We start from the raw sequence: 13,657 nt of genomic DNA on the forward strand, positions 1-13,657 counted from the left end.
TATAATTATTCAAAAACCTTATCAATTATTTCTTGTTGTTGAGAATTATGCCTTTTTGCATATCCTGTTGCTGGGGATGCATCGGGGCTTCTTCCTATATAAGAAATTTCATTATTATTAGCCTTAATAGTATCCAATGTCCATTGGATATAATCTCTAACTGAAAACCAAGCACCCATATTTTTAGGTTCTTCCTGGCACCAAAAAAATTTAGCATTTTTTGCATATGGTTTAAGTTCTTTAACAAGAGTTTTTGCAGGAAATGGATAAAGTTGTTCTATTCTGAATAAAATCACATCATCTTTTTTTAATTTCTCTCTTGCGTCTAATAAGTCAAAATAAACTTTACCTGAGCACATTATTACTTTTTTAATCTTTGAGCTTTCCTTCAATTTAATAAATCCTTTAGTCTGTGGATCAACTGCGTGATCCCAAAGTATTCTATGAAAAGAATTTGATTGACTAAAATCTTCTAGATTAGAAACACAATATTTATTTCTAAGTAAAGATTTTGGTGTCATCATTATTAATGGTTTTCTAAAGTCTCTACGCATTTGTCTTCTAAGAGCATGAAAATAGTTTGCGGGTGTTGTGCAATTCATTACTTGCATATTATCATTTGAACACATCTGTAAAAATCTTTCCAATCTAGCTGAAGAATGTTCTGGTCCTTGTCCTTCATAACCATGAGGCAATAACATTACTATTCCAGAAGCTCTTCTCCATTTTCTTTCTCCTGATGCGATAAATTGGTCAATTACAACTTGAGCACCATTAGCAAAATCTCCAAATTGTGCTTCCCAAAGTGTAAGGGTATTTGGTTCTACTAAACTATAGCCATACTCAAATCCTAAAACAGCTAGTTCAGATAAAAAGCTATCCACTACCTCGAATTGTTTTTGGTTTTTTGAAATATTATTTAGAGGCACATAACGAATATTGTTTTTTTGATTTCTTAATACAGAATGTCTTTGACTGAATGTTCCTCTTCCAGAATCTTGACCAACAAGTCTAACTGGATAACCTTCTTCTAATAACGATCCAAATGCTAATGCTTCTGCTGTTGACCAATCTATGTTGGATCCGCTTTTAACAGCTTCTTTTCTATTATTTAATATTTTAACAATTGTCTTATGTAAATTTAGTTCTTCTGATGAGGAATTTATTTTTTCTGAAATTGCTAAAAGTTTTTTAGTGTCTGCACCTGTTACTCCTCTTTTGTCTTTTCCTTTTTCGGGTTTGTATGCTGACCACGTCCCTTCGAACCAAGCAATTTTTGGTTTATAATCTTTTGCATTTTTAAACTGATCATCAAGCAAGTTTTTAAAAGTCTTAATTGAATTATCTAAACTTTCATTTGAAATTACATTTTCATCTACAAGTCTTTTTCCATAGACTTTTATTGTTGAGGGATGAGATCTAATTTTTTCATACATCAAAGGTTGTGTAAATGATGGTTCATCTCCTTCATTGTGACCAAACCTTCTATAACAAATTAGATCTACAACTACATCTCTATTGAATTTTAGTCTAAACTCTGTTGCTATTCTGGCCGCATAAACAACTGCTTCTGGATCGTCTCCATTTGCATGAATTATTGGAGCATCAACCATCTTTGCCACATCAGATGGGTATGGAGAAGATCTAGCAAATCTTGGGCTAGTCGTAAATCCTATCTGATTATTAACTATTATGTGAATTGTGCCACCTGTATTATGTCCAGGCAGTCCAGACATTGCAAAACATTCAGCTACAACACCTTGGCCTGCAAAAGCAGCATCACCATGAATTAAAATTGGTATTACTTTGTTTCTCTCTTTGTCCTTATGAAAATACTGTTTTGCTCTAGTTTGACCAAGCACAACTGGATTAACTGCTTCTAAGTGTGAAGGGTTATCAGTTAAACTTACATGAACTGAATTTCCATCAAACTCTCTATTAGATGAGGCACCCAAATGATATTTTACATCACCCGCACCTTCATCTGACGAAGTGCCAAATTCTCCAGCGAATTCATTAAATATTCTCTTATATGATTTTTGCAATACATTGGCTAAAACATTTAATCTACCTCTATGAGACATTCCAATCTTAACTTCTTTTACTTGTGATTGACCACTAATCTTAATAATTTGTTCTAAAGCAGGTATTAAGCTCTCTCCACCATCTAATCCAAATCTTTTGGTACCAACATATTTAGTATGAAGAAATTTTTCAAACCCCTCAGCTTGAATTAATTTATTTAAAATAGCTTCCTTACCATTTTTAGTAAAACTTAAATTATCCTCTGATTTTTCAATTCTATCCCTAAACCACTTTCTCTCTGTAGGATTTGAAATATGCATATATTCATACCCAACTGGTCCACAATAAGTTTTTTTTAAAAATTCTAAAATTTCTTTTATATTTGAATTTTGTTTATTTATTATACCACCTAAATAAATATTTTTTTTATGATCAGATTTTTTAAAACCAAATGACTCCGGATGAAGTTCATCTAAATAGTCTGATTTAATTAATTCTAATGGATCTAATTTAGCTATAAGATGACCTCTTTGCCTATAAGATCTTATCATAGAAACAGCTTTTATTGAATCTTCGTTTGATCCAGATGAATTTACATTCGTATCACCGACATTAGAAGCGGCACCATTGGAGTTATGGTCTTCTTGATCAATTTTTTTCTGAAGCTCATCAATATCTATTTTATTTTTTTTAGGACCCCAAGAAGGACCATTAATTTCTTTTGCAATAATATTTAATTCATCTCCAATACCCTCAAAATAATCTTTCCAACTATTTGGTAAATCTTCATCTTTGTTCACAAACTTAAGATACATCCGCTCAATAAATGCACTATTAGATTTATTTAAAAATGATGTTTTTTCATATTCGAGATTTTTTGGTGCTGACATCTATTTATTTAATATAATCCTCTAATATTATTTTTCAATTTGACAATTTATTAAATAAAGTTTTTCCGATTATTGAGGGTGATTTTGCTACTGTAATGCCAGATTCTTCCATTTTCTTAATTTTATCCTCAGCACCACCTTTTCCTCCTGAGATAATAGCTCCTGCATGACCCATTCTACGTCCTGGTGGAGCTGTAATTCCAGCAATAAAACCAACAATTGGTTTTTTAATTTTATGATTTTTTACAAATTCTGCAGCTTCTTCCTCTGCTGTGCCCCCAATTTCTCCTATCATTAAAATAGACTCTGTTTCTTCATCATTTAAAAACAAATCTAAACAATCAATAAAGTTTGTTCCATTAATTGGGTCGCCTCCAATACCAATACAAGTTGATTGGCCCAAACCATTCTCGGTCGTTTGTGCAACTGCTTCGTAAGTCAGAGTTCCTGATCTAGATACAATTCCAACTGACCCTCTTTTGTGAATATTTCCTGGCATGATTCCAATTTTGCATTCATCTGGTGTAATTATTCCTGGGCAATTTGGTCCAATCAATCTACTTTTAGAACCATTTAATTTTTGTCTAACTTTAAGCATATCCTGAACTGGAATACCCTCAGTAATGCAAACAATTAATTCAACAGATGCATCTATTGCCTCTATAATAGCTGCAGCAGCAAATTTAGCAGGCACATAAATCATTGATGCGTCCGCACCAACATTATTCTTTGCTTCAATAACACTATTAAAAACAGGTCTATCTAAATGCTTTTGACCACCTTTTTTAGGAGTTACTCCTCCAACTAAATTAGTTCCATATTTGATTGCTTGCTCAGAATGAAAGGTACCATGTGCACCTGTGAAACCTTGGCAAATTACTTTTGTATTTTTATTCACTAAAACAGACATATTATTTTATTGCCTCTACAATCTTTTTAGCTGCATCATCTAAATTTTCAGCAGATATCAATTTCAGTCCTGAATTATCTAATATTTCTTTTCCTTCTTTAAAATTTGTTCCTGCAAGTCGAACAACTAATGGGACACTAATATTTATTTCTTTAGCAGCATCGACTACCCCTTGAGCAAGTACATCACATCTCATTATTCCCCCAAAAATATTAACTAAAATTCCTTTAACATTTTTGTCAGATAAAATTATCTTTAAAGCTGCAGAAACTTTTTCTTTTGAGGCACCACCACCTACATCTAAAAAATTAGCTGGTTCTTTTCCATATAATTTAATTATGTCCATAGTTGCCATAGCGAGTCCTGCCCCATTAACCATACAACCAATACTTCCATCTAATTTAATGTAAGCTAAATCATGTTTGCTTGCTTCTATTTCTGTTGGATCTTCCTCATTTAAATCTCTTAATTCAACAATTTCAGGATGTCTAAATAAAGCATTAGAATCAAAATTTACTTTTGCATCTAAGCAAATTATTTTTTCTTCTTTGGTTAAAATTAGTGGATTTACTTCAACCATGTTTGCATCGGTATTTATAAACATTTGATAAATTGATTTTATTAGTGAAATTGCTTGTTTTTTTGCACTATCGTTTAAATTAAAGATTTTGACTATCTCCTCACATTCTTTATCTGAAATTTCATTATTTATATCAACTTTAGTTGTTATAATTTTTTCAGGTGAATTACTTGCTACTTCTTCAATATCCATACCACCTTGGTCACTAGATATAAAAGCTATTTTAGAACTAGCTCTATCAACCAAACAAGATAGATAAAACTCTTTGTCTATATTTGATGACTCTTCAACGTACAATCTTTTTACTTCTCTACCCTCAGGACCTGTTTGATGTGTTACCAGAGTTTTTCCCATCAGCTCTTTTGCTGCATCACTTAACTCTTCAATAGTATCTAAAATTTTTACTCCACCTGCTTTACCTCTTCCACCTGCATGGATTTGAGCTTTTAAAACATATTTTTTTGTATTTAATGATTTTGCTTTCTCTACTAATTCATCAACAGAAAGTGCAAAGACACCCTCTGGTACAGTTGCACCATATTTCTTTAAGATTTGTTTTGCTTGGTGTTCGTGAATATTCATTATTACTTAGAAAGATCAGGATCTATTTTAGATGCTGCTTCCCATAGAGCTTTAACCGCATCAATAGAATGTATAAATTCTTTTTTTTCTTTATCATCTAAATCAACTTGCTCAATTTTTTCCACTCCATCTTTTCCAATAGTTACTGGAACACCCGCATAAACATTGTTTACGCCATATTCTCCATTTAATTGAATAGCACACGGTAGTAATTTTTTTTCATCTTTTAAGTATGCTTCTGCCATCTGAACTCCTGATGCTGCAGGGGCATAAAATGCTGATCCTTTTTCAAGAAATTTCACTATCTCAGCACCACCATCTCTTGTTCTTTGATTTATTTCCTCCAACCTTTCTTGAGAAATTTTTCCTTCTTTTACTAAATCAAGTAAAGGTTTTCCTGAAACTTTTGTAAATCTAGGCATTGGAACCATGGTGTCTCCATGACCTCCCATTACCATTGCATCTATTTCTTTTACAGGAACACTTAACTCTTCGGATAAAAATAGTTTAAATCTTGAACTATCTAAAATTCCTGCCATTCCAACAACCTTGTTGGCTGGTAAGCCTGAAAATTTTTGAAATGCCATAACCATGACATCCAAAGGATTGGTAATACATATAACAAAGGCGTTAGGAGCATTTTGTTTAATTCCTTCTGCCACTTGTTTAATAATTTTTAAATTAATCCCTAATAAGTCATCTCTGCTCATACCTGGTTTTCTTGGTACGCCAGCGGTAATAATTATTACATCAGAGTCTTTAATATCTTTATAATCATCTGTGCCTGAAAATTTTACATTAAAACCATCAACCGATGAAGATTGTGCTATATCAAGCGCTTTTCCTTTTGCTATTCCGCTTGCGACATCAAACAAAACTACTTCATCTACCAACTCTTTTGTTCCAATTAGGTGTGCTAACGTTCCGCCTATTTGACCTGCGCCAATTAATGATATTTTAGTCATTTTTTTTCCTTATTTCATTGTTGGCATTACAAATTCCGCGTTTGAACGAATACCTGATGGCCATCTTGATGTTACTGTTTTTAATTTTGTATAAAATTTTATTCCTTCCATACCGTGCATTGCACTATCTCCAAATAAAGATCTTTTCCATCCTCCAAAACTATGAAACGCCATTGGAACAGGGATAGGAACATTAATACCAACCATACCTACTTGAATTTTACTTGCAAAAGTTCTGGCTGCATCTCCATCTCTAGTATAAATACTCACTCCGTTTCCATACTCATGATCATTAATTAATTTAGCTGCATCTTCAAAAGTTTTTACTCTAATAACTGATAGTACTGGACCAAATATTTCTTCTTTATAAACTCTCATGTCTTTTGAAACATGATCAAACAAACAACCGCCAATATAGAAACCATTTTCATATCCTTGAAGCTTTAGGTTTCTTCCATCTACAACTAGTTTTGCTCCCTCTTCAATACCAAGATCAACATAGCTTTTAACTTTTGTTAAATGCTCCTTAGTAACTAGAGGTCCCATTTCTGAAGTTTTATCCATGCCCGGACCAACTTTTAAAGCTTCTGCTTTTTTTGATAATCTCGAGACTAATTCATCACCTATATCACCTACAGCCACCGCAACAGATTGAGCCATACATCTTTCGCCAGCAGAACCATATGCTGCACCCATTAATCCATTTACAGCTCCATCTAAATCACAGTCAGGCATAACTACTAAATGGTTTTTAGCTCCACCTAGTGCCTGAACTCTTTTTTCATTTTTAGCTGAATTTTCATAAATATATTTAGCAATAGGTGTTGATCCTACAAAACTTACCGCTTTTACATCTTTGTTTTCTAAAATTGCATCAACTGACTCTTTATCTCCATTAATAACGTTAAATACACCATCTGGAAGTCCTGCTTCCGTAAGTAGTTGTGCTAATTTGATTGCACATGAAGGATCTTTTTCCGAAGGCTTGAGTATGAATGTATTTCCACATGCTATAGCTATTGGAAACATCCACATTGGAACCATTGCCGGAAAGTTAAAAGGTGTTATTCCAGCTACAACTCCTAACGGCTGTCTCATCGACCAGCTATCAACATTAGTTCCTACATTTTCTGAAAACTCACCTTTTAATAAATGAGGAATTCCACAAGCAAATTCAACTACCTCTAGTCCTCTTGTTAACGAACCTTGGGCATCATCATAAACTTTACCGTGCTCAGAAACTATTAATTTTGTTAGTTCATCCGAGTTTTTTTCAATTAATTCTTTAAATTTAAACATCACTCTTGCTCTTTGAAGAGGAGGTTTTAATGACCAAGTTTCAAAAGCTTTTTTTGCAACTTCGACTGCTTGATTTAAGTCTGATTTTGAAGCAAGCCTTACTTCTGACTCTTGTTCTCCAGTTGCAGGATTATAGACTTTACCCTTTTTATCTGATGAACCAGGAATAATTTTTCCACCAACGAAGTGCTCTATTAATTTCATGAATACGGTCTTTTAGATCAAAAAAGCTTGTTAGTCTATTTAAACATTAGCTGTAGCAATCATTTTTTTAATTTCTGCAATTGCTTTTGCTGGATTCAAGCCTTTTGGACAAGCATTTGTACAATTTAGAATAGTGTGACATCTATAAAGTTTTAATTCATCTGCAACTTTTTTTAATCTTTCTTTTCTCTCTTCATCTCTACTATCAATGATCCATCTATAAGCTTGAAGAAGAACTGCAGGACCTAAATATTTATCACCATTCCACCAGTAGCTTGGACAAGATGTTGAACAACATGCACACATAATACATTCATAGGCACCATCAAGTTTGGCTCTTTCTTCTTTTGATTGGATTATTTCAGTTGTTTCTTTCGTTGAATTATTTTTTAACCAAGGTTCAATTGATTGATATTGTTTGTAAAGCCCATCTAAGTCACCAATCAAATCTCTTTTAACTTTTAAGTGCGGTAAGGGATAAATATCTATATCACCATCAATTTCTGCATGAGGCGTGGTGCATGCAAGACCATTTTTACCCCCCATGTTCATAGCACAAGATCCACAAACTCCATGTGCGCAAGATCTTCGATAAGCTAATGTTGGATCAATTTCATTCTTAATTTTATTAAGAATATCCAAAACTTTTGATGGACAGTTATCCATATCCACTTCATAAGTATCTAACCTGGGGTTTTCTCCTGTAGAAGGGTCCCATCTATAAACGTTTACTTTTCTTAAATTTTTTGAACCAGTTTTATCTTGATAATATTTACCTTTAGTTACTTCAGAATTTTTAGGTAAATTTATTTGAACCATTAATACACTCTTTCTTGTGGTGGAAAATACTGCACTTCATTTGTTAGAGTAGTCTTGTGTACTTCTCTGTAACCAATTTTTGTATTCTTACCATCACACCAAGCGAGTGTATGTTGCATAAATTTTTCATCATCTCTTTTAGGATAATCTTCTCGAGCATGCGCTCCTCTACTTTCTTTTCTATTATACGCAGAATCTACTGTCACTACAGCTTGTCTAATTAAATTATCGAATTCTAAAGTTTCTACTAAATCCGTATTAAATACTAATGACTTGTCTTTTACTGATATAGAACCTAATCCATCGTAAGTTTTTCTTATTTCTTCGACACCTTCTTTGAGAGTTTTTTCTGTTCTAAAAACTGCACATTTAGATTGCATTGTTTTCTGCATTGCTAATCTTAATTCAGCTGTACCAGTATCTCCTTCTGCATTTCTAATTTTATCAAATCTATCAATACATTTTTGTGTTTCATTCTCACTAATTTCTTCATGTGGTGCCCCAGGTTTAACTAATTCAGAAGCTCTTTTTGCTGCTGCTCTTCCAAAAACAACTAAATCAATTAAAGAATTGGATCCTAATCTATTTGCTCCATGAACTGAAACACAGGCCGCTTCTCCAATAGCCATTAAGCCTGGTACTGTTTTTTCAGAACCATTCACTGTCAAAACTTCTCCTTTATAATTTGTTGGAATACCTCCCATATTATAATGAACAGTTGGCACAACTGGAATCGGTTCTTTAGTAACATCAACATTCGCAAATAATCTTGCAGCATCAGTTATACCTGGCAATCTGCTTTCAATAATTTCTTTATCTAAATGACTTAAGTTAAGATGAACGTGATCGTGATCTTTTCCAACTCCTCTTCCTTCATTAATTTCAATTGACATTGACCTACTTACTACGTCCCTTGAAGCTAGATCTTTTGCATTTGGAGCATATCTTTCCATAAATCTTTCGCCTTTGGAATTTGTTAGATAACCTCCTTCACCTCTAGCTCCTTCTGTTATTAAAGTACCATGACCATATATTCCTGTTGGATGAAATTGTACAAATTCCATATCTTGTAAAGGTAATCCAGCTCTAAGAACCATTGCATTACCATCACCAGTACAAGTGTGAGCTGAAGTTGCTGAGTAGTATACTTTTCCATAACCACCTGTTGCAATAATTACTGAATGTGCTCTAAATCTATGAATTGTTCCATCATTTAAATTCCATGCAATCAATCCCTTACACTCACCATCTTTCATCAATAAATCTAAAGCAAAATATTCTATAAAAAATTCTGTATTATGTTTTAAAGCTTGTCCATAAAGAGTGTGCAATATTGCATGGCCAGTTCTATCAGCTGCTGCACAAGTTCTTTGTACTATTCCATTTCCATAATTTTTAGTCATTCCACCAAATGGTCTTTGATAAATTTTCCCTTCTTCAGTTCTGCTAAATGGAACACCATATTTTTCTAGCTCAATTACTGCTTTTGGAGCTTCTTTACATAAGTATTCAATACTATCCTGATCACCCAACCAATCAGCACCTTTTACGGTATCGTACATATGCCATCTCCAATCATCTTCACCCATATTTCCTAGAGCGGCTGAAATTCCACCCTGGGCAGCTGAAGTATGACTTCTTGTTGGAAAAACTTTTGAAATACAAGCTGTTTTTAATCCAGCTTCACTTAATCCCACAGCAGCCCTTAGACCAGATCCACCTGCTCCAAGAACAACTACATCGTATTCATGATCAATAATTTTATAAGAGCTCATTAGTTTAGATTAAATAAAAATATAATTGTTAATAATGGAATAATTATAGCAGAAATAAATAATAGTCTGTTTGCGACATATTTGATTTTATCATCTGTTATATAATCTTCAAAAACCTCACTAATATTTAGTGCAGAAAAAAAATAAGCAAAAACAATAAATAAGCTAAATAAAAATTTAGAAACTGAATTAGAAAAAAATTCTACTAATTCAAAATGATTTTGGTCATAAATTTCTATAAAATTTACTACAAACCAAAACATTAAAGGTAACAAGATCACTGATGATATCTTTAAAAATATCCATTTTTTTGTAGCTAAATTCATATTAAATTTTTACCTATTAAATAAATCAAAATAGTTAATATAAATGATCCAAAGATAACCATAAGACCTGTGATACGAGTTGTTTGTAATTCAAAACCATAACCCATGTCCATGGCCAGGTGTCTAATTTCACTTAACATTTGAAAGCTAAAAGACCAAACTAAACCTATTGCAATAAATTTTCCAACTATAGAATTTAGGAATTGGTTTATTAAACTATAATTTGCATCACCTAACACTAAAAAAGAAACCCAAATACAAACCAAAGTAATTGCAGCAATATTAATAATTCCTGTTATTCGGTGAGAAATAGATACTAGTGATGAAATGTGCCATCTATAGATTTGTATATGTGGGGATAAAGGATTTTTATTTTCCATAAAAATCATTCTTAATTAATGTTTCTGCAATCTCAACTGCGTTTAAAGCTGCACCTCGTAAAAGATTATCTGATACAATCCACATATTTAAACCATTCCTTACAGTTTTGTCCTCTCTTATACGAGAAATAAAAGTTTCATCTTTTCCCTCAGCTTCAACAGGTGTTGAATAACCTTTGTCAGCTCTTTCATCAATTACTTTACATCCTTCAAAATTATCTAAAGCATTTCTAACTTTTTCCAATGAAAAAGGATTTTCAAATTCTATATTAACTGACTCGGAGTGAGAAACCAATACAGGTAATCTTACACAAGTGGCTGTTAAATCAATTTTGCTATCTAAAATTTTTTTTGTTTCATTTGTCATCTTAAGTTCTTCTTTTGTGTAGCCATCATCTGTAAATACATCTATGTGAGGAATTGCATTAAATGCAATCTGTTTTGTAAAGTTTTTAGACTCAACTTTATTGTTCTGTAAAACTTGTTTTGTTTGCTCTATCAATTCATCCATGGGAGCCTTGCCACCTCCTGAAACTGATTGATATGTTGAAACAACTATTCTTTTAATCTTAAATAAATCATGCAACGGCTTTAATGCTATGACAAGCTGAGCTGTCGAACAGTTTGGATTTGCAATAATATTTTTCTTTATGTTGTGTAAATGGTCTGAATTTACCTGAGGTACTATTAATGGGACATCTGGGTCCATTCTATAAAAACTTGAATTATCAATTACCAAAGAATGTTTTGCTGCAACTTCAGCAAAATTTTCTGAAATTTTTCCCCCTGCTGCAAAAAAAGTGATCTTTACTTTTGAAAAATCAAAAGTCTCTAAATCGATTACTTCGTGCTCTTTTCTATTGAAAATAATTTTAGATCCTGCACTTCTAGATGATGCTAATAAATATAAATTATCTATAGCTAGATCTTTTCTTTCTAGAACTTCTAATATTTTTCTGCCTACATTACCAGTGGCTCCAACGATAGCTATATTCATGATTTTGTTAAAGTTTATACTAAATGAAAGGTAAATCGCAAACGTTTCCAGTACAAATATTGCCGTTTATCTCAGCTTTCACACTTTGAGACACTTCCCAGTAAGGTTTTTTAATCATTGCGATGCCAATTACTTTTTCGAAATGTGGTGAATAACATGCTGATCTTAATTCTCCAATAATGTTATTATTTTCATCTTTTAAGTCTAATGATCCTGATAAGCTGACCTCTTTAGCTTCAAATTTAATTCCCATAAGTTTTTTTTTAATTCCATTTAGTTTAACTTTTTTAAGATTTTCTTTTCCTAAAAAATTTATTTCACTATCTAATGAAACGTATTGATCAAAACCACATTCGAAAGGATTATCATTATTGTCAAAATCATTACCATACGAAAGCAATCCACTTTCAATTCTTTCAATTAAATTTGGGCAACCTGGTTTAACATTAAATTCTTTTCCTGTCTCAAACAGGTGGTCATATAATCTCTGTCCCGATTGTGTATCTTGAACATACACCTCGTATCCCCCTTGTTTAGACCATCCGGATCTAGCAATTAAATGCTTTACTCCTTCAAAATCAAAATAACTAAAACCAAAAAATTTTAGTTCTTTAATTATTTTTCCAAATACTTTCTCCATTAAATCAAAAGATTTAGGACCTTGAACAGCAATAATATCAACAACTGGTTCAAAAATTTTGACATCAAATTTATATCCAGATGCTAAACCTTTTGCAAAAAAAATCACATCTGAGTCAGCAATTGATATCCACCATTTATCTTCTGCTAACTTTAAGACTACAGGATCATTAACTAAATTGCCTGAACCATCAATAATTGGACAATAATAACATCTGCCAATTTTTGATTTTGATAAATCTCTACACGTCATTAATTGGACAAGTTTTGCAGAATCTTTTCCTTGAATTTCAACTTGTCGTTCAGCTGCTACATCCCAAACTTGAACATCTTTTTTTAAATGCTCATAAGAATCTGCGATAGATCCAAACGCAGCAGGTAAAAGCATATGATTATAAACTGTATAAGCCGTTACACCCTGTTTTTCTATTCTGGAAGTATAAGGGGTACTTCTAAGTCTTCTAGATTTTGCTATTGAATAATTTTTCATTTTTGTAAAAATTCTAAAACTTTTTCTCGCATTTCAAAAGCTTTTTCAATCATAATCATGTGACCACACCCATCAATTATATGAGTAGTTGAGTTATCAACCATATTTGCAAATTTTTTTCCAATCTCAATGTTAACCATTTTGTCTAATGAACCAAAGACAAACATCGTAGGACAATCAATTGTTTTGACAGCATTAGAACCATTTACATAATTATTGCAGGCAACAAGATCTACTCCTAATATTTCACTAATATCTCTTGGAGATTGGATTATTCTTTTTATAGGGTTTCCACCTATAAATTTTTTTGAGCCTTCATAACACCACTTCATCATTAGTTTAACAGCATCTGTATCCCCATTTTCCGCTAAATCTATTAAGTCTTTATTTACAGGCATTTTATAAGATCCACCCATAAAAACTAATTTTTTCAATCTACTTCTGTATTTATTTGAGTATTCAAGCATCTCTAAACATCCTTGGGAATGACCAACCAAAATAACTTTCTCTAATTTTAATTTAACAAATACTTTTTCTAACCAGTCGGCAATCTCTTCAATTGTGTGAAGGCAAGGACCCTCTGAATTGCCATGTCCTGGAAGATCAATTGACAACACATTGTAGTTTTTGCTTGAAAAAAATTGCTCAACTAAAGACCAAACAATATGTGTAAGGCCACTACCATGAAGAAAAATAATGGTTTCTTTTTTATGATCTAATTCTTGTCCAGCATCTGATGCATGAACATTTTTATTTTCTAGTTCGAATATCAAATA

At 32.4% G+C, this 13,657-nt stretch carries 12 protein-coding genes; all 12 read right to left on the reverse strand.

Annotated features, from left to right (window positions below; all coding sequences use genetic code 11):
* Positions 1-5: 5 nt before the first annotated feature.
* Genes ACIJYB_RS06730 through ACIJYB_RS06785 form a run of 12 tightly spaced genes read right to left on the reverse strand, consistent with a single transcriptional unit; the run spans position 6 to position 13,654 of the window.
* Entirely contained in the window at positions 6-2,915 is a 2,910-nt protein-coding gene (locus ACIJYB_RS06730; protein ID WP_435150785.1) for a 2-oxoglutarate dehydrogenase E1 component, read from the reverse strand.
* A gap of 34 nt (positions 2,916-2,949) precedes the next feature.
* Complete coding sequence (gene sucD, locus ACIJYB_RS06735) at positions 2,950-3,825, reverse strand: succinate--CoA ligase subunit alpha (protein WP_435096500.1); 876 nt, start codon at positions 3,823-3,825, stop codon at positions 2,950-2,952.
* Between the two features lies 1 nt (position 3,826).
* Positions 3,827-4,987, reverse strand: a complete 1,161-nt coding sequence (gene sucC / locus ACIJYB_RS06740) for an ADP-forming succinate--CoA ligase subunit beta (RefSeq protein ID WP_435150787.1) — start codon at positions 4,985-4,987, stop codon at positions 3,827-3,829.
* A gap of 2 nt (positions 4,988-4,989) precedes the next feature.
* On the reverse strand, positions 4,990-5,952 hold the full coding sequence (gene mdh, locus ACIJYB_RS06745) for a malate dehydrogenase (RefSeq protein WP_435085737.1): 963 nt from the start codon (positions 5,950-5,952) through the stop codon (positions 4,990-4,992).
* A 9-nt stretch (positions 5,953-5,961) separates the two neighbouring features.
* A complete protein-coding gene (locus tag ACIJYB_RS06750) occupies positions 5,962-7,455 on the reverse strand; it encodes a CoA-acylating methylmalonate-semialdehyde dehydrogenase (protein WP_435150788.1) in 1,494 nt (497 codons plus the stop codon).
* Between the two features lie 39 nt (positions 7,456-7,494).
* Positions 7,495-8,274, reverse strand: a complete 780-nt coding sequence (locus ACIJYB_RS06755) for a succinate dehydrogenase iron-sulfur subunit (RefSeq protein ID WP_435150789.1) — start codon at positions 8,272-8,274, stop codon at positions 7,495-7,497.
* Positions 8,274-10,049, reverse strand: a complete 1,776-nt coding sequence (gene sdhA / locus ACIJYB_RS06760; protein WP_435085743.1) for a succinate dehydrogenase flavoprotein subunit — start codon at positions 10,047-10,049, stop codon at positions 8,274-8,276. The genes ACIJYB_RS06755 and sdhA overlap by 1 nt, the downstream gene beginning before the upstream one ends.
* Positions 10,049-10,375 carry a succinate dehydrogenase, hydrophobic membrane anchor protein gene (sdhD, locus tag ACIJYB_RS06765; protein WP_435085745.1) on the reverse strand — a complete coding sequence of 109 codons (327 nt, stop codon included), beginning with the start codon at positions 10,373-10,375 and terminating at the stop codon, positions 10,049-10,051. The genes sdhA and sdhD overlap by 1 nt, the downstream gene beginning before the upstream one ends.
* Positions 10,372-10,755 carry a succinate dehydrogenase, cytochrome b556 subunit gene (sdhC, locus tag ACIJYB_RS06770; RefSeq protein WP_435085747.1) on the reverse strand — a complete coding sequence of 128 codons (384 nt, stop codon included), beginning with the start codon at positions 10,753-10,755 and terminating at the stop codon, positions 10,372-10,374. The genes sdhD and sdhC overlap by 4 nt, the downstream gene beginning before the upstream one ends.
* Positions 10,745-11,752 (reverse strand): aspartate-semialdehyde dehydrogenase, encoded by a 1,008-nt coding sequence (locus tag ACIJYB_RS06775; protein ID WP_435085749.1) that lies wholly within the window; start codon positions 11,750-11,752, stop codon positions 10,745-10,747. The genes sdhC and ACIJYB_RS06775 overlap by 11 nt, the downstream gene beginning before the upstream one ends.
* A 19-nt stretch (positions 11,753-11,771) precedes the next feature.
* Complete coding sequence (locus ACIJYB_RS06780) at positions 11,772-12,881, reverse strand: dimethylsulfoniopropionate demethylase (RefSeq protein WP_435150791.1); 1,110 nt, start codon at positions 12,879-12,881, stop codon at positions 11,772-11,774.
* On the reverse strand, positions 12,878-13,654 hold the full coding sequence (locus ACIJYB_RS06785; RefSeq protein WP_435085753.1) for an alpha/beta fold hydrolase: 777 nt from the start codon (positions 13,652-13,654) through the stop codon (positions 12,878-12,880). Before ACIJYB_RS06785 ends, ACIJYB_RS06780 begins: the two co-directional genes overlap by 4 nt.
* Positions 13,655-13,657 lie beyond the last annotated feature (3 nt).

This window comes from Candidatus Pelagibacter bacterium nBUS_44, from assembly GCF_051200895.1.
Taxonomy (GTDB): Bacteria; Pseudomonadota; Alphaproteobacteria; order Pelagibacterales; family Pelagibacteraceae; genus Pelagibacter.

Coding starts and splice junctions, on each gene's coding strand:
- ACIJYB_RS06730 (WP_435150785.1), bottom strand. CDS start 2,915: ATGTCAGCACCAAAAAATCTCGAATATGAAAAAACATCATTTTTAAAT.
- sucD (WP_435096500.1), bottom strand. CDS start 3,825: ATGTCTGTTTTAGTGAATAAAAATACAAAAGTAATTTGCCAAGGTTTC.
- sucC (WP_435150787.1), bottom strand. CDS start 4,987: ATGAATATTCACGAACACCAAGCAAAACAAATCTTAAAGAAATATGGT.
- mdh (WP_435085737.1), bottom strand. CDS start 5,952: ATGACTAAAATATCATTAATTGGCGCAGGTCAAATAGGCGGAACGTTA.
- ACIJYB_RS06750 (WP_435150788.1), bottom strand. CDS start 7,455: ATGAAATTAATAGAGCACTTCGTTGGTGGAAAAATTATTCCTGGTTCA.
- ACIJYB_RS06755 (WP_435150789.1), bottom strand. CDS start 8,274: ATGGTTCAAATAAATTTACCTAAAAATTCTGAAGTAACTAAAGGTAAA.
- sdhA (WP_435085743.1), bottom strand. CDS start 10,049: ATGAGCTCTTATAAAATTATTGATCATGAATACGATGTAGTTGTTCTT.
- sdhD (WP_435085745.1), bottom strand. CDS start 10,375: ATGAATTTAGCTACAAAAAAATGGATATTTTTAAAGATATCATCAGTG.
- sdhC (WP_435085747.1), bottom strand. CDS start 10,755: ATGGAAAATAAAAATCCTTTATCCCCACATATACAAATCTATAGATGG.
- ACIJYB_RS06775 (WP_435085749.1), bottom strand. CDS start 11,752: ATGAATATAGCTATCGTTGGAGCCACTGGTAATGTAGGCAGAAAAATA.
- ACIJYB_RS06780 (WP_435150791.1), bottom strand. CDS start 12,881: ATGAAAAATTATTCAATAGCAAAATCTAGAAGACTTAGAAGTACCCCT.